Raw genomic sequence first — 17,777 nt, forward strand, 5'->3', positions numbered from 1 at the left:
CTTACGAGCCAACTTTGACGGACGGACTGTAGGCTGAGCCAGTTGCGAGTTACCCAAATGCCGAAAATCCGGCGAAAATTGTTGACGCATGATGACCGACTGGCTCCGGCCCTCAGCGAATAAGCGCGTGGTACCCTTTGGGCAAAACACTACCGCCGACACCCGTTGTTGCGAGCGGTACGCAGAAATTCAGTAGGCGGTGGGGAGTGAAATCGGGCGTCTCCGCCTCGTAGAGATCATTTTGCTATATATCGCGATCTGAAAAATTCCTGAATTTGCGCTTCACCTTAATGATCAATTCAGGCGCGAACCAACCGCGGCGTTGCCCTGAATGCCTAGTAACGGCTCGACACTACAGACTTGGTCCAGACGGTTGCGGCTGGGGCCGCAGCCTCGGGCTTGCATCAGGCCGGCAGGGCTTCGAGGATCCGCCCCGGAATCGAAGATGGAACGTGTCACCATGTGCCGAGCAGCTGGCAAACCCACATACGCAAAGCGCCGGAAAGCATATAAATGCGTCCACATTGCCAAGGTGGAGCTGCGCGAGCGCAAACACCACGATCTGCCGGCCGCTGAGAGGGCGCACGAGAGGCTCTACGACCTGTTGATGGGGTATGACTACCCGAACACCACTCTTCGTGCTCTGGTGGGACGCCTAGGGCGTCACACGAGCCTTTCAATCGGCATTGATCGTCCGGTCGTGGACCTGGCCCTGGCCGAAAGTGCTTTTTGACCTAGGATTCCTCGGCCTCGCCAAGGGTAAGCGGGATTGTCGCGCTACAATTGGCGGTTGAACGCTGTCCGCATGCCGTTGGCGAGGATCCCGATGAGCCTCTATCCTGAACTCGCGATCGTGCTGGCCACGCCCGGGTTTGACCTGCGGAATTGGGGCACGGCGTTTGTGTGGAAGTGGAACCCGGCAACGGAAAGCTTCGCCAGGCGGGTTCAGGCGACGGCTGATCGTGATCTCGTCGACCTGAATGCCCAGAGTATTACCGTGGAGGATGGCCTGGACTGGCTACGTGCGGTCCTGTGGCGGTTGCCAGCCTATGCTGGGCCTGTCCCGGTCTGGACCAAGCGTGCCATCCGCCAGCAGGGCCTGAAGGCAGCGGACTGGGGCGTTTCCCAGCGCCAGTTCGGTGGTTGGCATGTCCAGAATGCTGGCGATCCGCTGTTTCTGCCGTTTTGACAAATGGAAATCTCATAACAAACACTAGGGATGATATTCCTATCCAATACCGGGTATTCTATTATCGAGTAGGTCAAAAGAGACATAATCTCGTGTTACCTTATCATTCTTATGGGTCGAAAGAGAAAGGGGGGAAGAAATAATAAGGGATTTGGGACCTAAATTACCCGGTATTGATCAGGAATATCATCCCTAGTGTTTGGTATGAGATTTCCATTTGTCAGAAGGAACATAATGCTATGCCTAGACCGGTCCTCTACGAAATCCCCGACCTCGCCGTCGGCGAACACTTCGACCTGCACATCCCTAACAACACGCTACGCCGTCGCCTGAACCGGACCGGGCGTGCATACTTCATCAAACGCCAACCCGACCAGAGCCTGCGCGTCCTCCGTCTCGCTGACGACAACACGACCGGCAAACTCCGCTTCGCAGCACTCGCCGTCGGCGAGCACCTGACCGTGACCTCCGACCACCCCCAATACAGGTCCGCCAAACAACGTGCCCGGCGCGCTTCAACCTCGCTGCGCCGCCAGTTCGACGCCAGCCAAACCCAAGTCAGCGGCCCCATCACCATCACGCGGAGAGCCTGATGCTAACCTTCCCAGCCGAATACGGCCTGCTTGTCCCGCCCGTGGCCCAGGGCCTGCCCAAGGCAATCTTCCGACGACCGAACCACCCCCAGCCCAAGATCGACTGGGCCTTGCAGTTTTACTTCTTCCCCCGGGACGCCAGCTTTTTCGTCCACGACGAGCTCATCAAAGCCGCTGCCCTGACCCAGCTGGCCTCAACATATTCCGCCCAACTCAACCGCCACTACGTCTTCCGCCGCGAAGACGGCGGCTACCGCATTTACAGGACCTCCTGACATGACCCCCATCCCCATCCCCATCCCCATCCCCTTCAACCGCGCCGTCTTCCACAAGCTCGCCCTCGAAGCGATCGGATGATTTACCCGGTATAGTTCGCTGCCACGCGAGACTTTCGTGAAGCATGCGCCGATGACGGTGCCATGGAAACGAACCAACCCCAAGAAATCATCATCGCGTATCGTATCCCTGAGGCTTCCCGAGCCACCGGGATCGGGCGGACCACCCTCTACAAGCTGATCAGCGGGGGCGAGTTGCCGATCGTTAAAATCGGCACACGAAGCCTGATCCGTCGCATCGATCTCGAGGCCCTCCTCGACCGCAACCTCGTCGGCGCGCGCGCTTAGTCTGACCGGATTACGTCGCCAGCCGCTGCAAAGGCTATCGCCCGCGGTCAACGGAGCAGCAGTCCCGTGGTCCTCACATTACCGCGACCGGTCGCAAGGTAAGCGTTACTGCCGAGATTGATTGCGCGGCAGGCACCGCCACTGCGCGTCCGCCCGTTCGAGCCATCGACATCATGCCTTCAACATACGGGCCGATGTCCCCAGCGACCCCAGGGCTGTTCAACGCTAATTACTTTATGAGTTGGATATCGTCATCGGGCGGGGGTTTGCGGATTCCCAAGCGGCAATTTTTCTGAATCAAGGGAGCGGCACTTTGAGGAAGGCCTGCTCCGATGTCGCCGACGCTTTTATCGTTTTTTGCCGAGGTTCCCGATCCGCGTCGTGGCCAGGACAAGATGTATCCGCTTGCCCCGATCCTGCTTTTCACGGTTTTGGCGATGCTGTCGGGCGCGGTTTCCTATCGGCAGGTTCACGCATTTATAAAAACGCATCTTGATCGGCTGAACGTGGTTTTTGACCTGTCGCTGCGACGGGCTCCTGCTTATTCGTCGGTCCGGTTCATTCTGCGTGGGCTTGACGGTGCCGCCCTTGAGGTCGCGTTCCGCCGTCACGCGGCGACACTTGGCACTGGCAGGATCGACGCAGATGATGCTGCCACAAAGCCCGTCTGCGTGGCAATCGATGGCAAGACCCTGCGTGGCAGCTTCGACGCCTTCAACGATCGCAAGGCAGCGCATCTGATGAGCGCCTTTGCCCATGATGACCAGATCATCCTTGCGCATTTGGCGATTGACGAGAAAAGCAACGAAATCCCGGCGGTTCAGGATCTGATGACGACACTGGGATTGAGCGGCAAGCTGTTCACAGTGGATGCCATGCATGCCCAAAAAAACCTTCGCGGCAGCGCTGGCAATGGGCAATCATCTGGTCGCTCAGCTCAAGAAGAACCAGCGGACCCTGTTTGAAGCAGCAAGCGCCATCGCCGCCAGCAACGATCCGCAAGATACTGCCTTCACCCGTGAGCTTGTGCGTAACCGTCAAGAGGACCGCACCGTCGATGTCTTCACTGTCGGCGACGCGCTGGCCCGCACCGACTGGCACCCGCTCATCAACACCATCATTCGCGTTGCCAGGCGAACCCTTGTCTTCAACACCGCCACGGGCGAGTGGAAACCGCGAAGCGAGGTGGCCTGGTATGTCTCGTCAGCCTCCGGCCTGGCAGCCAGTGACTGGCAAAAAGTGATCCGGGGCCATTGGGGTATCGAAAACCGCAACCACTATGTCCGCGATGTCTCCTGCGGTGAAGACAAAAGCCGCATCCGAACCAATCCCGGCATCATGGCACGAGCGCGAAGCTGCGCCCTCAATATCCTGCGCCACAACGGCGTCCCCAACATCGCTAAGGCCCTTTGGGACGGCGCTCTCAACCTCAATTCTCGTCCTCAATTATAGAGGATTATAATTAGCGTTGAACAGCCCTGCCAGCGACCCGATACCCGCGGCCATGTTTAGGCGGCAACAACGACCTGATTAACGTGCGCCTTGGTCCGATATCCCGGCCCGCTCATCCACGCCACGTCCAACAGAGAGCCTTGCATTAATCTGCGAGTCTGAGGTGAAGATTCGTCCACGAAGCCCAAATCAACGGATAATATACCCCCAAATTCACCAAGCTAAATTAAATAAAGGTCGCGGAAATTCGTTGTTGTTGGTCTTGGTCTCATAGCAAAGCGCTAAAACTGCCATACGTCCCACGTAGAAACAATAATGGCGCATCGCCACGCTCGACGTCTAGTTCGCGCACCCTACCGAGAACGATTAGGTGATCGCCGGCATCGTGGACCGCCTCCAGCGTGCAGTCGACCCACGCTATCACATCGTTCAATACGGGCGATCCGAGGGTCGAGACACGAAACTCCAAGTCGGCAAATTTGTCGTCGCTCTTGGCCGCGAACCGCCGGCACAAATCCTGCTGGTGGCTGCCGAGGACATTGACGCAGAACTTGCCTGCGCGCTGGATTCTAGGCCAACTGCTCGAGCCCCGATCCGGAAAAAACGCGACCAAGGGCGGGTCGAGCGATACCGAGGTGAACGACCCCACCACCATCGCCGTCGGCTTGCCGCCGGGTTCGATCGCGGTGATGACGCATACGCCGGTCGGGTAATGGCCGAGAACGCGGCGGAACGTTGCGCCGTCGATCGGCTCTTCCAGGATCACTTGCCCGTCCATACCGGTTTCCTCTTTTCCTTGGCGGCAAGCTCGCCTTCGCGACGGTCCTGGCTCTCGGCATAGCGCTCGATCAGCTCGAAGCGTGTCGACAGTGCGAGCTCGAGCGGGTCGTTCAACCGCGCCAGCACCGCCGCTTTCGCGGCCTGGTTTGCGAGTGGTGAGGCCGCGTTGATCTTGGTGGCCCAAAGCACGGCCGCGTCGTGCAGTTCGGACATGGCGACGACCTCGTTGATGAGACCGAATTGCGCCGCGCTCGTTGCGTCGATCCGTTTGCCGGTCAGGATCATTGCCATTGCAATCCGGTACGGCAATTGGCGCACGGCCCGGTGGACTACCCCGCATTCGCCGATGATGCCGAACTTGGTCTCGGGCAGGCCAAATTCGGCAGCCTCGGTCGCGACGATGATATCGGCGCACATCGCCAGTTCGAAGCCGCCGCCGACGCAAAAGCCCTGGACTGCCGCGATCAACGGCTTCTTGAGCGTCAGAAGCGGGCCGCCAATTCCGGTCAATCCGCCGCCGAAGGCAACCCGCGACGGATTATCCTGTCTTTCCGACATGTCGGCACCGATGCAGAAGGCCTTGTCGCCAGCGGCGGACAGGATCGCACACCAGATATCTGGATCGTTATTGATCTGCGCCCAAACCTCCGCGAGCAGCCGGTCCATCTCCGGCGTGACCGCGTTCAAATGCTCGGGCCGGTTGAGTCGCACATGCGCGACCCGACCTTCGTGATGAAATTCGACTTCGGCCAAAGCTCAGCCTGCCGCCGTGGACATGGGCGTCCATTCGAGCTGAATGTTGTCGACCGCCGCGATGATGCCCGACCGGAAGGTTGGTGCCGCTCCCGCGGCAACGCAAAATTCTGGAATACGGCTCAGCCATTCCTGGAGCGTGACGATCGCTTCCATTCGCGCGAGGTGCATCCCGGCGCAGCGATGCGGACCGCCGCCGAAGGTCATATGCTGGATCTTTTTGCGGTGAATATCGAGCTCCATTGCATTCGCATTCTCGTCTTCGTCGAGGCCGTGCAGCGCGGTTGGGATGAGGATCATGTCGCCATGCTTCAGCGTGACGCCGCGATACTCCTGATCGCCGTGCACCATCCGCGCCTCGGCGATGACCGGGAAGCGGCGGAACATTTCCTCCACGCTGCGCTGTAGAACCAGGGGATCGCTGCGCAGCTCGGTGACGATCTCGGGATGCTTGGCAAGATGCAGCATCATGAAGCTTAGGAAATTGACGACCGTATCCAAGCCACCCAGCAACAGCAGCGAGATCAAGCCGATCGCACGTTCGTGACTGAGCGGCTCGCCGTTGATGTCGTTATTGATCATCACCGTGATGAGGTCCTGTCCGGACCCGCCGCGCCGCGCATTAACGATCGGCTCGACATAAGTGTCGAACCCTGCTTGCGCTGCCTCGAGCGCCGCACCCATTTCCTCGGGCGTCGCACCGGGCGGACGTGTCATATGCTCGGCCAAGCGGGTCAGCATCGCGGCGTCCGCCATCGGCAAGTCGCACAGCGCCATGAACACCTTGACCGGGAAGATGCGCGCATAGTCCGCGGAGAATTCGCAGTGCCCTTGCGCCGCTATTCCCTCAATCAGTTCGACTGCGATACAACGCACGTCATCCTCGACCCGGCGCATCTGGGCGAGGTTCAAGCCCTTGTCGAGCGTCTTGCGGTACGGGGTGTGCTCGGGCGGATCCATCCGCGTCGGGACCATCAGGTACTTTTCGCCCGCCTCTTTCGGCAGGAAGATCACTTCGCTCGAGAAGCGTGTCGGGTCGGTGTAAATTTCCCTGATAAGGTCGGCGCGTGTCGCGACCCAGTGCCCGCCAGTGAACGGCGTCCAGACCAGTTCGGGCATGTCCGGACGTTGTAACGCGCGCCATGCCTCGTGATAGCCCTGATCGATCCCGTCGGGATCGTACATGTCGATATCGCGCTCGAGATGCTCGGGAATGTGCGCCGGGCGCGGGGTGCGGTGGCGGGCGACTTGCGGATCTGGTTCGGCCATGGGAATATTCTCTCCTGGATTCGTCTAGAGCGTCGGGTCGATGACCGCCTTGATCACTTCGCCCGCCTTGACTGCGGCGAGCGCCTTGTCGGCGTCGCGGATCGCAAAACGGTGTGTAACGAGCGCGGCGAGCGGGAAGCGATCCTGCAGCCGTGCCGCCAGATGCATCGCCTGATAGTAATTCTGGGGCTTGGGAAAGCTCGCGCCGGCAACGGTCAAATTCTTCGTCGTCAAATCGCGCGGGCTGATCGGCTGCGTTCCGATCGCGCCCCACAGGCCAAGCACGATATAGCGGCCGTGATTACCGGTTAGGTCAACGCCCTCTGGGAAGGCCGGGAGATAGCCGGCCGCCTCAACCACGACGTTGGGACCGTTATGCCCGCACAGATCGTAGATCTGGCGACGACGCTCTTCGGGGGAATCAGCCAGCGACACAGTCGCCGTCGCGCCGAGTTGCCGCGCGATCTCCAGTTTCTTGTCGACGCTGTCGATGACGATAATCTCGCGTGCGCCGGCGATCGCCGCGACCAGAACGGCGGACAGGCCAACCGGGCCCGCGCCTTGCACGACCACCGTCTCATTGACGCGAACGGGCCCGCAACGATCGAACCCGCGCAGCACCGTCGGCAGCGCGCAGCCCAATGCCGCAACGGCTTCAGGGTCGGCACCTTCGGGTAGCCGGAAGAAAGCGAGGCCGCCCGGCAACCACGCATAATCGGCATAGCTGCCCCAATTGGGCTTTTCTGCGTGCTCGAAAAACTGCGAATTCTCGCACGGCGTCTCTTCGAGGACAGTGCAGGAATGGCAGCGATGGCACAGAGCAATCGGAGACCAATAGACGAGATCGCCGACCTTGACGGGTATGCCGGCATAGTCGGTCGAGACACCCGGTCCGAGCTTCTCGACGCGACCAACCCCTTCGTGGCCGAGAATGATCGGAAACGGCATCACGCCCGCCTCGCCGGTGGTAATATGCAGGTCGCTGCCGCACACGCCACCGATGACGACCCGCACCAGCGCGCCGCCAGCTTCGGGCTCCGGGATTGGAACGTCCCAGGTCTCGAGATGGTTCGGTTTGACGAGGACTGTCGCTCTACCCATGGCCATTCATGCTCTCCTATGAAGTGATGCGCGCAAGGCCGCGCCCCGGTTATCGCTGGGGTCGCAGACGCGCGGTGAGACGTTGGTCAGGCTTGCGGTTGCGCGAAACCGTGCAGGAACAACTGACATGCTTGGCGTGCGATCTCGGCGATCTCCAAATGCCCTGGGCGATACCATTCCGCTGCGGAATCGAGCATGTTGATGAGGAATTTGCGCGCAACCGTCGGATCCAGATCGGCTCGCGCGTTGCCGCTCGCGCGTGCTGCGGAGATCAGGTCGCGCCAGTAATTGTCGAACCCGGCATAGGCCGCCAGTACGCGCCGCTTGATCTCCTCCGGCAAATCCGGGAACACGCGCGACACCGCCGATGAATATTGGTCGCCGGTCAGCAGAAATTCGAGATGCGCAGTGATCGCCGCTTCTATCCGCGCGATCGGTGACGCCGCATCGCCGAGCCGCTCGACCCGTGTCATGATGAAGCGCGTGTTGCGGTGACAGCCCTCGACCAGAACTTCCTCGATCAGTTCGTCCTTCGAGGAGAAGTGGTGATAGAGGCTCGGCGCGAGCATCCCGGCTCGCTTGGCGACCTCGGACAGTTTCGTGCCCTTCAGCCCACTCGTGCGCAGCAGATCGGCCGTCGCGTCGAGAATGCGCGTGCGTGAAGTGATCTCTTCCATGATCTTGGCATTGCGCATCGGCGGTCCGAAAGAAAGAGGCCCGGCGCATTGTACTGTCAACCGGTGAAAGCGACATTTGGCATACCCCGAACGCCAGGTTCGAGAATCTCGAACACGCTGCCGGCGAGTGGCTGCTCCACCTTGGCCTGCTCGCTCAGCGCATTCGCCGCGGAGGTCAGGAACAACCGTTCCATGTTCGCGCCGCCAAAGCCGGGGCGAAGTCCCTGGCGCACCGGTAAGCGCCGCTCGTCTAGCACCTGCGCATCTGGCGAATAGCGCCGCAGCACCCAGCTTTCGTAAAACGCGATCCAGATGCCGCCCTCGACGTCTACCGCCATGCCATCGGGAAAGCCGTCATCATCGCCATATTTCAGCCAGTCGCGGCGGTTGGAGATCGAACCGTCTTCGGCCAGATCATAGGCCCAGGTAACACGGGGCAGCGAGTCGTTGAAGTACATCGTCTTGCCGTCCGGGCTGAACCCGGGGCCGTTGGCGGTAACGACGCCCCGCTCCATTGTGGCAATGCTGCCGTCCGGATCGATGCGGTAAAGCTCGCCTGTGCTGCGCTTGTCGAAGTTGCGGACGCTGTCTTCCTTGTTCTCAGACGTGGTGCTGTCCTCGAACTGGGTGACGTCGCAGCTACCTGTCCAATAGCGCCCTTTGTGATCGACTACGCCGTCATTGAGCCGCGCAATCTTCGCGTCGGGACGGGGGTCAGCGAACAACTCGAAAGCTTCGGTCGCGGGATCGACATAAGCAAGGCCATCGCGCGTCGAGGCGATGAATCCGCCCTTGGCGCGCAGGCCCAACGCGGAAATCCACATCGGCGGGACCCAGCGGCCCTTTTCCTCGCTGTCGATCTCGATCCAGTTGATGCTCGGATTTTCGACATCGACCCAGTAGAGCCGGTTGTCGCGCGCGTCGTAGAGCGTGCTTTCGCCCAGCGTGGCCTTGGCTTCCCACAGGCAGCGCCAGCCAGGTCCTTGCATCGTCATCCCGCTCTCCATCTATAGTTCCACGCGCCCGGTGCCGAACGGCCCGTCGCGTTGTTTCACGGCTTCCTTGAGTCCTTCTTCGAGCACGGTGCGGTTGAAGGCGGTCCGGCTCTCGGCGAGGTGCCCGCGCGCATCCATCTCCGCCGCCAACCGCTGCAACGTGCGTGCGCCCATCAGTTCGAGACCGATATTGACGATACGCTTGTTGGCGCTGAGCAAATCAGCATCGATCAGCGCGAGCCGGTCGGCCAACGCTTCGACTTCGGCCTCAAGCTGGTCGGCCGGGACCGATTTTAACACCAGCCCTATTGTCGAAGCATCGCGCCCGCCGATCAGGTCCCCGGTCAAAAGCAGGCGTTTGGCCCATTGCGGGCCAACCATGTAGAGCCACATATTGCTGGGCAGCGACCCTTGCGAGCGCGCCGGTGGGAAGCCGAAGCTGGCATCGTCGGCGCAGATGATCATATCGCACAGCAGAGCGAGATCGGTACCGCCGGCGAGGCAGCGACCTTGCACTTGCGCGATCACCGGTTTGTGCATGTCGAACAGTGCCATGCGCAGCCGCTGGAGTCGCTCTTGGTGCCAGGCATCGTCGTCGAACTTCGCGCGACCCCGGCGATGCTCGACTTGCAGCGCGACTGGACGGTCATAGCGTTGCAGATCGTAGCCAGAGGAGAAATCCGGACCTGCGCCGGTAAGGATGACGCAGCGGACGCGATTGTCCTCGTCTGCTTCCCACAAGGCATCGTGCAGTTCGGTCAACAATTCCTCGTTCAGGGCATTGCGCTTGTCGGGACGATTCAGCGTGATCCGCGCCCGCCCGTCGGCAAGCTCGTAGCGAATGAATGTATAGCGATCGTCGCTCACCAATTCTGCATCCTCATCCTGTCGTGCGGACGGTCTGAAGCGCCATCCGTCACGACCTTCGTCATCATCAGGCGACGGCGCGATGCCGCTCGACCACGCGCGGGGCGCTGGTGTCGATATCCTTCAGCTTGGGCAGAACCTTGCGGGCGAACAATTCGTAATTCGCACGGCCCATTTCCTGCGGCATCTCGCCATATTGGAAATAGGTCACGAAGCTGCCGATATCGAACTGCTCGACCATCGCGGCCAGCTTCTCGGCGACCTCGTCCGGCGTGCCCCAGACCTGAAGATCGGCAAGGAAGCCGTTGAACTTGTGCAGGCCATGCTTGGCGATGTTCTTGGCGAGGCCGCCATAGTATTCGTAGCCGTCGATCTTGGCGAAATCGGCATTGTCGAACTGGTAGAAGTCTGATGTCGAGCGGGTGTACGCTTGGATATGCTGATCGCGCATTTCCTGCGCAACGGCGCGGTCCTCGTGCACCGCAACGAATACCGCGAACACCGGCTTGGGCGCCGGCTGGCCGTTCTGCTTGAGGAACAGCTGGCGATAGCTTTCGAGATCCTCGGCGACCTTGTCCCACGGCTTCTGCGCAATGACCATCAAGCCAACGTCGAGCTTGGCCATCAGATTGACCGATTCGGGCGAGATCGCCGAAGCGAAGACACGCCCGCGAAAGCTCTCATAGGGACGTGGACGCAGCTCGACGCGCGGCTGCTTCAAATACTTGCCGTCATATTCCATTACGCCGGTCTCAAGCGCGGTCAGCACCGCTTCGGCATATTCGGTGAAACGCCCGCGCGACTCGCCCATCGGCACGTTGAAGCCAGCGAATTCCGATGCGCCGAGGCCACGCCCGATACCAAGAACAGCGCGTCCTTCGGAATAATAATCGAGCAGGATAAAATTCTCTGCGGTGCGTACCGGGTCCTGCCACGGCAGCACGCATACCGTCGTGCCGAGCTTGATGCGCTTGGTCTGCCCGGCGATGAACGACAGGAACTGCGGCACGTTCGGTGTCATGTTGTAATTGGTGAAGTGATGCTCCGGCGTCCACACCGAGTCGAAGCCGAGCGCCTCGGTATCGACCGCCATCTTCAACTGGTGGCGATAGACTTCCTTGTCGGACAGCTGATCGCGCAAATTCTGGAAAGTGAGGCCGAGTCCGACATCCATCGTCCTAATCCCTTGCTCGTAAACGTTGATCGCAACCTAACGACGATTAGGCTGGTAGCGCAAGGCCTTTTCGTGTATTCTTTAAAAATCGCTGAAAACAGCAGGAGTCCTTGACCAACTGATCGGCGGGGCGGGATAATAAGAGTTAGGTTGAGGATCAGGCGACATGAGCGAATCGACAACGTCCAAGGTCGCAGAACGCCGCTCAGCGATGGAGCGACGGCATCCGAACTGGGTGCCGATGACGCTCGACGCCTATTTCTTGCGCGCCGTTGCGGAGTTCGCGGACCGCCCGCTTGTCATCACCGACGCGGCGTGTGTGCGCTACGCCGAGGTCGACGCGGAAGCGACTCGCATCGCGCAAATGCTGCGCAATCGCGGCGTGAAGCCTGGTGACCGGGTAGCGCTGCTGATGGCCAATTACCCGATCACCGTTGCCTTGCTGTTCGGCATCTGGCGCGCCGAGGCGACCGCCGTACCGCTCAACACGCTGTACCGACCCGAGGAACTCCGCTTCGTCCTCAGCCAGTCCGCTCCACGGCTCGTAATCGCGATGAGCAAGTTCCTGAAACGCGATTTCGCCACCGAGATCCCCTCGATACTGCCCGATGGCGTCGATCTGTTGCTCTACGATCCCGAGGCCGCGGCCACCTCCGATTTGGTCGCGGCGATCGACGCCGTAACGTCAATCGATCCCGTTGGCCTTGCCGACGCGACGCGCATCCCGGCGGTCATCATGTATACGTCCGGCACGACCGGCAGCCCAAAGGGCGTGATGCTCAGCCACGACAATCTGCTTCGCGCAGCCTATGCCGGAGCGCATCATCAGGCGTTCGAGGACGGGCGGCGGGCGATTTTCTCACTGCCGCTGTATCACGGCTTCGGCCTGGTCGTCGGCCTGCTGTCGGGCATCGTCGTTGGCGGGTCGATCGTGCCGCTCATCCGCTTCGATCCGCGCGCGATACTCGCCGGGATCGCGCGCCACCGGGCGACGTATTTGATGGGCGTGCCGACGATGACCGTCGCGATGCTGGAAGTGGCCGAGCAGGAGAGTTTCGACCTCAGTTCGCTGACCGCGATCCACAGCGCCGCCGCGCCGACGCCAAGTTGGGTGTGGCAACGCATCCAGGCGGTTTTCGGCTGCCGCGAAATCTTCACCAGCTACGGCCAGACCGAGGCCACGGCGACGATCATCTGCACGCAGCCTGGCGACGAACTGGAGGTTGTGGCGACGACGCAGGGCATCATCGTCAAGGGCGGCGTGGCGGGCATCCCGGAGCGCGGCGGCGACATCGCTGAATTCCGCATCGTCGATCCGGTCAGCGGCGCGGATAGCCCACCGGGCACGCCAGGCGAAATCTGGACCCGCGGACCGATGAATAGCCTGGGTTATCTGGACCTGCCGGCAGCGACCGCCGAGCTGTTTGCGGAAGGCGGCTGGTTGCGCACCGGGGATCGCGGCTATTTCCGTGCGGACGGCAACCTGCTGCTGACTGGTCGCACCAAGGAATTGTTCAAGAGCCGTGGCGAGCTCGTCTCCCCCAAGGAAATCGAGGAAGTCATCACTACCCATGCGGGCATTCGCGAAGCTTATGTCATCGGGATGCCCGACGATCGCTACGGCGAATGCGGCTGCGCGTGGCTGGTCGCCGCTGGGTCGGTTGCGCCGAATGCGGCGGAGGTGATGGCCTATCTCACCGAACGCTTGCCGCGCTACAAGATGCCGCGCGATATCTGGTTCATCGATGCGGCGGAATTGCCGACGACCGGCACCGGCAAGGTCCAGAAGAATTTGCTCAAGGAACGTGCCGAACGGCTGCTGGCAACGGAGGCGGCGGCATGACCGGTGGAATCTCAAGCATCGAGGCAATCCTCGACGATGCGCGAGACGGGCTGCCCTTCATCCTGGTCGATGCAGATGACCGCGAGAATGAGGGCGACGTCATCATCCCGGCGCAGTTTGCGACGCCGAGCCAAGTCAATTTCATGGCGCGTCACGCGCGCGGATTGATCTGCTTAGCGATCTCTGGCGAACGTGCGGCGAAGCTCGAATTGCCTATGATGGCCGCCAACAATCAGTCGGGCCACGGCACGGCCTTTACGGTCTCGATCGAAGCGCGAGAGGGTGTGACGACGGGCATTTCCGCCGCCGATCGCGCACATTCCATTGCCGTCGCAATCGACCCCAGCAAGGGACGCGGTGACATCGTGTCGCCGGGCCACGTGTTTCCGCTCGTCGCCCGCGAAGGCGGCGTATTGGTCCGTGCAGGGCACACCGAGGCGGCGGTCGATATTGCGAGGCTCGCTGGGCTCAACCCGGCTGGCGTCATCTGCGAGGTCATGAACGAAGACGGCACGATGGCGCGGCTGCCTGAGCTGATCCGCTTCGGGGAGCAGCACGGCCTCAAGATCGGCACGATCGCAGATTTGATCGCCTATCGCCGCCGCTCGGAGCGGATCGTCACTCGCGTCGCCACCGCGCCGTTCGACAGCGTCCATGGCAAGGATTTCACGATCCATGTCTATCGCAACAGCATCGACGGCGGCGAGCATATCGCGCTTGTGCGCGGGAATATCCACGACGGCGAGCCAACGCTGGTGCGTGTGCATCAGGTCGATCTATCGGCCGATCTGCTGGGCTGGTCGCTGGCGCGCCGCGACTATGTGCCACGCGCGCTGGCGGCGATCGCCGCGCATGACGGTCCCGCCGTTGCCGTGTTCGTGCAGGATCCCGATCCGGTTTCGATCTCGGCGCGGGTCAATGGCGGCCGCCAAGCGTATCACGAAACGCATGCGATCCGCGATTACGGCGTCGGCGCACAGATTCTTCGCGATCTCGGCGTGCAGGAGATGATCCTGCTGACGTCGAGCAACGACAAGCTGACTGCGCTGGAAGGCTTCGGCCTAAGCGTCGTTGAGCGCCAGCCGATCCCGGATGCACAATAAACCATAATGAAGGAGAAACACGATGGGCAGACTCGACGGCAAGATCGCGATCATCACGGGTGCCGCGCGCGGCATGGGCGAATCGCATGCGAAGACCTTCGTGCGCGAAGGTGCCAAGGTCGTACTGACCGACCTGCGCGGCGATGCCGGGCGCGCGTTGCAGCAAGAGCTGGGCGACGCCGCTTTGTTCATTGAGCATGATGCGACCGACTTCGCGCAATGGACATCGGTGGTCCAGCAGGCCGAGGCCAAGTTCGGCCCGGTCGATGTGCTGGTCAACAATGCCGGCATTCTCGGCGCGATGGCAAAGACCGCCGATCTGACCGAAAAGGACTATCTCGCGGTCTGCGCGGTCAACCAGCATTCGGTGTTCTACGGCATGCGCGCAGTGTTGCCCTCGATGCTCAAGGCCGGACACGGCTCGATCGTCAACATCTCCTCGATCGCCGGAATCGCCGCCAATTACGGCTTCCCAAGCCTAGCCTATGTCGCGAGCAAGTTCGCCGTCCGCGGCATGACCAAGGCGACCGCGATTGAATATGGCCCACACAACATCCGCGTCAATTCGGTGCATCCGGGCTTCATCCAGACGCCGATGATGGTCGAAGCGACCAATGAGGAAGGCGGTGACGCGCTGTCGCTGATCCCGCTCGGCCGCATTGCCGATCCGCAGGAAGTGTCCAACCTGGTACTGTTCCTCGCGTCAGACGACGCATCCTACATCACCGGGGCCGAGCATCTCGTCGACGCCGGGATGATGGCGCAGTAGGTCAGTCGGCGGCAGCGCGCAGCTCCAGGCCATTCCCTTCGGGATCGGTCAGGTAGATCGAGATGCCGTAGCCGCCCGCCCCATAGCGCGTTGCGATCTCGCCGATCGCGACGCCGTTCTCGCGCAGCCATGCCGCGACCCGGTCGGCATCGAACGACTCGAGCGTCAGGCACAGATGATCCATGTTGCATCCTGCAGCATCGTGCGGATCGCGCGCGACGATGTCGATCAGCGCGGCTCCCGCGCGCAATTGCGTCAAGCCGTCGATCGTCCGCTCGACCGGGCAACCGAGTGTGTCGGCGTAAAAGGCGATCAGCGCCGGTGCATCGTGCGCGCGCAGCACGACATGGTCGATACCTCGAATCGCGAACGGCCGCGTCATGCTCAACCGCCGGTGGTGAGACGGAGCGGCGCGCAGACGCACGAGACGATCTGCTCGATCGTATCGTCGAGTGCCGCCTCGAAGCTTTCCTCGTTCGGCGCCGAATCCTCGAACGTCTCGTAGCGCGCGAGGATTGCGAGGAACATGAAGCTCGCCGTGACCAGTCGGCGCTGCGCGACGTCTTCCGGGAGGTAAGACAGCCGCTTGCGCAGTAATTCAAAGACGCGCGCTAAATGGGGATGCCCGCCGCCCCCGAAGTCTCCAAAGCGGTGCGAGTGGCTGCGCATCAGATATTGGCTGAGGAAGCCGGCATAAGACCGATGACCGTCGCCGTCGGGCAGTTCGAGCTGCGGCAAATAGACCATATCGAGCAGGGTCCGTGCATCGTCGAGCCGGCCTTTTGCCTCCGCCGCCGCCAACATCCGTTCGCGCATCCGCTCCATCTGGTCCATGCGATAGTCGAAGATCGCCTCGACCAGACCTTCGCGCGATCCGAAATGATATTGCACGGCGTAATGGTTGCCTTGCCCTGCCTTGGACGCGATTTCCCGCATCGAGACGCCGTTGATGCCGCCTTCTGCAAAAAGCGCCTCGGCCACCAGAATCATCTTGGTCTTGCCGTCAACCTCGGAGTCGGCGGGGGTGTCGGGCAGATCGGCCAAAGTGCGCTCCAGTGAAACACGTGTTTTAACTTGATTAGTCTATACCGCGGCTATGCGCCTGTCGATAATATGGACGAAAGTCCGTATTGCCGCGGTTTTTCGGGCATTTCGCGGGAAAGTACCGCTGCGCATTAAGCCCGTCTTTCCCTGCAGCGCAGCGTCGAATCAAACAGTTGACTTAGCTTTCGGACTGAACCATTCTCCGTACAGCGCAGGCAAACGACCAGTGCGGACCGCGGACGTAGCGTCGCCGCATCACATCTAGGAGAGCGATCATGGCAATGGACACCGGCCTCATCTTCCACCCGTACATGCGCCCCGGCCGCACGGCGCGGCAGACGTTCGAATGGGGCGTCCAAAGCTCGATCGCCTGCGACAAGGCCGGGTTCGATTCGATGATGATTTCCGAACATGCCTCGCAGATCTGGGAGAACATCCCCAATCCCGAGCTGATCATCGCCGCCGCCGCGCTGCAGACCAAGACGATCAAGTTTGCGCCGATGGCGCATATCCTGCCGCACCATAACCCGACCAAGCTGGCGATGATGGTCGGCTGGCTCTCGCAGATCCTCGAAGGCCGCTACTTCATGGGGATCGGCGCAGGTGCCTATCCGCTTGCTTCGTACATGCACGGCATTCGCGGCGAGGATCAGAATACCGAACACCTCAACGAGATGGTGCGCGAATCCCTCTCGATCATGGAAAAAATCTGGAAGCGCGAGCCCTTCTTCTTCGAAGGCAAATATTGGGACGCGGGTTTCCCGGAAGAGGAGGTCGCGCTGACCGAGGAGGACGAGCAGCACAAACTCGCCAATTACGCGCCGTGGGGCGGGTCTTTCCCGGAATTCGCGGTAACCGGGTTCAGCGCCAACTCGCCATCGATGCGGCTGGCGGGCGAAAAGAACTTCAAGCCGGTCTCGATCTTTTCCGGTGAAGAAGCGCTCAAGCGGCACTGGGACATCTATTCGGAGGCCAACATCAAGGCCGGCTTCACCCCCGACCGCCAGCGGCACGCCGTGTCGCAGACCGTGTTCGTCGGCGACACCGATGCCGAGGCGAAGAAGGAGGTGATGGAAGGCCCGATCGGATATTGCTTCAACAAGTATCTGATCCCGATCTGGCGCCGGTTCGGCATGATGGACGGCTTTGCCAAGGATGCGGGGATCGATCCGCTCAAGGCCGATCTCGAATTCTTGGTTGACCGCGTGTTTGTCGTCGGCTCGCCCGACACCGTCGTCGACAAGATCAACACGCTGTTTGACAAAGTTGGCGGCTGGGGAACGCTGCAGATCGAAGCGCACGATTATTACGACGATCCGTCGCCTTGGTTCCACTCGCTGGAACTGGCCGCCAAGGAAGTCGCGCCGCGCATTTCGATGCCGGGTGCGAAACCCGCTGCCAAGCAGATGGAAGCGCAAGCGGCCTGATCATTAGAAAGTGGGGTAGCCCCTCGGGGCTGCCCCTTTCCTAAATACTCATCGAACGCCCCCCAGACGTAGCCCCAAGCAAAAAGAACGTGGCGAAAAGCCACTGATTCAAAATGGA

19 protein-coding genes and 1 pseudogene are annotated in these 17,777 nt (G+C 61.1%); 10 read left to right on the forward strand and 10 right to left on the reverse strand.

The genetic code is table 11. The annotated features are described in order from the left end of the window. Nucleotides 1-445: 445 nt before the first annotated feature. From IEV62_RS11455 to IEV62_RS18430, 6 genes and pseudogenes are all read left to right on the forward strand, one after another. A complete protein-coding gene (locus IEV62_RS11455) occupies nucleotides 446-733 on the forward strand; it encodes a hypothetical protein (protein ID WP_188447567.1) in 288 nt (95 codons plus the stop codon). Nucleotides 734-826: 93 nt separating this feature from the next. Continuing rightward, nucleotides 827-1,189, forward strand: coding sequence for a hypothetical protein (locus IEV62_RS11460; protein WP_188447569.1), 363 nt, complete (start codon nucleotides 827-829; stop codon nucleotides 1,187-1,189). Nucleotides 1,190-1,428: 239 nt separating this feature from the next. After that, the gene (locus tag IEV62_RS11465; RefSeq protein ID WP_188447571.1) at nucleotides 1,429-1,782 is read left to right on the forward strand and encodes a hypothetical protein; all 354 of its coding nucleotides are present in this window, start codon (nucleotides 1,429-1,431) and stop codon (nucleotides 1,780-1,782) included. After that, the gene (locus IEV62_RS11470; RefSeq protein ID WP_188447573.1) at nucleotides 1,782-2,057 is read left to right on the forward strand and encodes a hypothetical protein; all 276 of its coding nucleotides are present in this window, start codon (nucleotides 1,782-1,784) and stop codon (nucleotides 2,055-2,057) included. The genes IEV62_RS11465 and IEV62_RS11470 overlap by 1 nt, the downstream gene beginning before the upstream one ends. Before the next feature lie 144 nt (nucleotides 2,058-2,201). Beyond that, entirely contained in the window at nucleotides 2,202-2,405 is a 204-nt protein-coding gene (locus tag IEV62_RS11475; RefSeq protein WP_188447575.1) for a helix-turn-helix domain-containing protein, read from the forward strand. A 332-nt stretch (nucleotides 2,406-2,737) separates the two neighbouring features. Next, nucleotides 2,738-3,857: pseudogene (locus tag IEV62_RS18430) on the forward strand (ISAs1 family transposase). Between the two features lie 268 nt (nucleotides 3,858-4,125). Here IEV62_RS18430 and IEV62_RS11490 read toward each other — a convergent pair. The 8 genes from IEV62_RS11490 to IEV62_RS11525 all read right to left on the reverse strand — a co-directional run bounded on the left by IEV62_RS11490 (nucleotide 4,126) and on the right by IEV62_RS11525 (nucleotide 11,473). Continuing rightward, entirely contained in the window at nucleotides 4,126-4,635 is a 510-nt protein-coding gene (locus IEV62_RS11490; RefSeq protein WP_188447581.1) for a flavin reductase family protein, read from the reverse strand. Continuing rightward, nucleotides 4,620-5,390, reverse strand: coding sequence for an enoyl-CoA hydratase-related protein (locus IEV62_RS11495; protein ID WP_188447583.1), 771 nt, complete (start codon nucleotides 5,388-5,390; stop codon nucleotides 4,620-4,622). The genes IEV62_RS11490 and IEV62_RS11495 overlap by 16 nt, the downstream gene beginning before the upstream one ends. Before the next feature lie 3 nt (nucleotides 5,391-5,393). Then, entirely contained in the window at nucleotides 5,394-6,659 is a 1,266-nt protein-coding gene (locus IEV62_RS11500) for a cytochrome P450 (protein WP_229733063.1), read from the reverse strand. Between the two features lie 24 nt (nucleotides 6,660-6,683). After that, on the reverse strand, nucleotides 6,684-7,766 hold the full coding sequence (locus tag IEV62_RS11505; RefSeq protein WP_188447586.1) for a zinc-binding dehydrogenase: 1,083 nt from the start codon (nucleotides 7,764-7,766) through the stop codon (nucleotides 6,684-6,686). An 80-nt stretch (nucleotides 7,767-7,846) separates the two neighbouring features. Further along, the gene (locus IEV62_RS11510; protein ID WP_188447588.1) at nucleotides 7,847-8,437 is read right to left on the reverse strand and encodes a TetR/AcrR family transcriptional regulator; all 591 of its coding nucleotides are present in this window, start codon (nucleotides 8,435-8,437) and stop codon (nucleotides 7,847-7,849) included. A 56-nt stretch (nucleotides 8,438-8,493) separates the two neighbouring features. After that, a complete protein-coding gene (locus tag IEV62_RS11515) occupies nucleotides 8,494-9,432 on the reverse strand; it encodes an SMP-30/gluconolactonase/LRE family protein (RefSeq protein WP_229733065.1) in 939 nt (312 codons plus the stop codon). Between the two features lie 12 nt (nucleotides 9,433-9,444). Further along, nucleotides 9,445-10,299: a crotonase/enoyl-CoA hydratase family protein gene (locus tag IEV62_RS11520; protein ID WP_188447590.1), complete on the reverse strand. Its 855-nt coding sequence runs from the start codon at nucleotides 10,297-10,299 to the stop codon at nucleotides 9,445-9,447. Between the two features lie 67 nt (nucleotides 10,300-10,366). Then, entirely contained in the window at nucleotides 10,367-11,473 is a 1,107-nt protein-coding gene (locus tag IEV62_RS11525; protein ID WP_188447592.1) for an LLM class flavin-dependent oxidoreductase, read from the reverse strand. 166 nt (nucleotides 11,474-11,639) lie between these two features. On the opposite strand from IEV62_RS11525, the gene IEV62_RS11530 reads away from it, so the two are divergent. Genes IEV62_RS11530 through IEV62_RS11540 form a run of 3 tightly spaced genes read left to right on the forward strand, consistent with a single transcriptional unit; the run spans nucleotide 11,640 to nucleotide 15,188 of the window. Beyond that, on the forward strand, nucleotides 11,640-13,316 hold the full coding sequence (locus IEV62_RS11530) for a class I adenylate-forming enzyme family protein (protein WP_188447594.1): 1,677 nt from the start codon (nucleotides 11,640-11,642) through the stop codon (nucleotides 13,314-13,316). Beyond that, the gene (ribB, locus tag IEV62_RS11535; RefSeq protein ID WP_188447596.1) at nucleotides 13,313-14,419 is read left to right on the forward strand and encodes a 3,4-dihydroxy-2-butanone-4-phosphate synthase; all 1,107 of its coding nucleotides are present in this window, start codon (nucleotides 13,313-13,315) and stop codon (nucleotides 14,417-14,419) included. Before IEV62_RS11530 ends, ribB begins: the two co-directional genes overlap by 4 nt. A gap of 22 nt (nucleotides 14,420-14,441) precedes the next feature. Continuing rightward, the gene (locus IEV62_RS11540; RefSeq protein ID WP_188447598.1) at nucleotides 14,442-15,188 is read left to right on the forward strand and encodes an SDR family NAD(P)-dependent oxidoreductase; all 747 of its coding nucleotides are present in this window, start codon (nucleotides 14,442-14,444) and stop codon (nucleotides 15,186-15,188) included. A 1-nt stretch (nucleotide 15,189) separates the two neighbouring features. Here IEV62_RS11540 and IEV62_RS11545 read toward each other — a convergent pair whose 3' ends face one another. Together IEV62_RS11545 and IEV62_RS11550 are read right to left on the reverse strand one after the other, a co-directional pair. Next, on the reverse strand, nucleotides 15,190-15,570 hold the full coding sequence (locus IEV62_RS11545) for a VOC family protein (protein WP_188447600.1): 381 nt from the start codon (nucleotides 15,568-15,570) through the stop codon (nucleotides 15,190-15,192). 2 nt (nucleotides 15,571-15,572) lie between these two features. Continuing rightward, nucleotides 15,573-16,232 (reverse strand): TetR/AcrR family transcriptional regulator, encoded by a 660-nt coding sequence (locus IEV62_RS11550; protein ID WP_229733067.1) that lies wholly within the window; start codon nucleotides 16,230-16,232, stop codon nucleotides 15,573-15,575. 275 nt (nucleotides 16,233-16,507) lie between these two features. Here IEV62_RS11550 and IEV62_RS11555 point away from each other — a divergent pair, with 275 nt between their 5' ends. Continuing rightward, complete coding sequence (locus IEV62_RS11555; RefSeq protein ID WP_188447602.1) at nucleotides 16,508-17,659, forward strand: LLM class flavin-dependent oxidoreductase; 1,152 nt, start codon at nucleotides 16,508-16,510, stop codon at nucleotides 17,657-17,659. The last annotated feature ends 118 nt before the right edge of the window (nucleotides 17,660-17,777 follow it).

Origin of the sequence: Sphingomonas psychrolutea (assembly GCF_014636175.1) — a bacterium.
GTDB lineage: Bacteria > Pseudomonadota > Alphaproteobacteria > Sphingomonadales > Sphingomonadaceae > Sphingomonas > Sphingomonas psychrolutea.

Excerpts from the sequence above, each read along its gene's own strand:
- IEV62_RS11490 (WP_188447581.1), bottom strand. The coding sequence starts at position 4,635 with ATGGACGGGCAAGTGATCCTGGAAGAGCCGATCGACGGCGCAACGTTC.
- IEV62_RS11465 (WP_188447571.1), top strand. The coding sequence starts at position 1,429 with ATGCCTAGACCGGTCCTCTACGAAATCCCCGACCTCGCCGTCGGCGAA.
- IEV62_RS11510 (WP_188447588.1), bottom strand. The coding sequence starts at position 8,437 with ATGGAAGAGATCACTTCACGCACGCGCATTCTCGACGCGACGGCCGAT.
- ribB (WP_188447596.1), top strand. The coding sequence starts at position 13,313 with ATGACCGGTGGAATCTCAAGCATCGAGGCAATCCTCGACGATGCGCGA.
- IEV62_RS11530 (WP_188447594.1), top strand. The coding sequence starts at position 11,640 with ATGAGCGAATCGACAACGTCCAAGGTCGCAGAACGCCGCTCAGCGATG.
- IEV62_RS11515 (WP_229733065.1), bottom strand. The coding sequence starts at position 9,432 with ATGACGATGCAAGGACCTGGCTGGCGCTGCCTGTGGGAAGCCAAGGCC.
- IEV62_RS11555 (WP_188447602.1), top strand. The coding sequence starts at position 16,508 with ATGGCAATGGACACCGGCCTCATCTTCCACCCGTACATGCGCCCCGGC.
- IEV62_RS11455 (WP_188447567.1), top strand. The coding sequence starts at position 446 with ATGGAACGTGTCACCATGTGCCGAGCAGCTGGCAAACCCACATACGCA.
- IEV62_RS11505 (WP_188447586.1), bottom strand. The coding sequence starts at position 7,766 with ATGGCCATGGGTAGAGCGACAGTCCTCGTCAAACCGAACCATCTCGAG.
- IEV62_RS11525 (WP_188447592.1), bottom strand. The coding sequence starts at position 11,473 with ATGGATGTCGGACTCGGCCTCACTTTCCAGAATTTGCGCGATCAGCTG.
- IEV62_RS11545 (WP_188447600.1), bottom strand. The coding sequence starts at position 15,570 with ATGACGCGGCCGTTCGCGATTCGAGGTATCGACCATGTCGTGCTGCGC.
- IEV62_RS11540 (WP_188447598.1), top strand. The coding sequence starts at position 14,442 with ATGGGCAGACTCGACGGCAAGATCGCGATCATCACGGGTGCCGCGCGC.
- IEV62_RS11475 (WP_188447575.1), top strand. The coding sequence starts at position 2,202 with ATGGAAACGAACCAACCCCAAGAAATCATCATCGCGTATCGTATCCCT.
- IEV62_RS11500 (WP_229733063.1), bottom strand. The coding sequence starts at position 6,659 with ATGGCCGAACCAGATCCGCAAGTCGCCCGCCACCGCACCCCGCGCCCG.
- IEV62_RS11460 (WP_188447569.1), top strand. The coding sequence starts at position 827 with ATGAGCCTCTATCCTGAACTCGCGATCGTGCTGGCCACGCCCGGGTTT.
- IEV62_RS11470 (WP_188447573.1), top strand. The coding sequence starts at position 1,782 with ATGCTAACCTTCCCAGCCGAATACGGCCTGCTTGTCCCGCCCGTGGCC.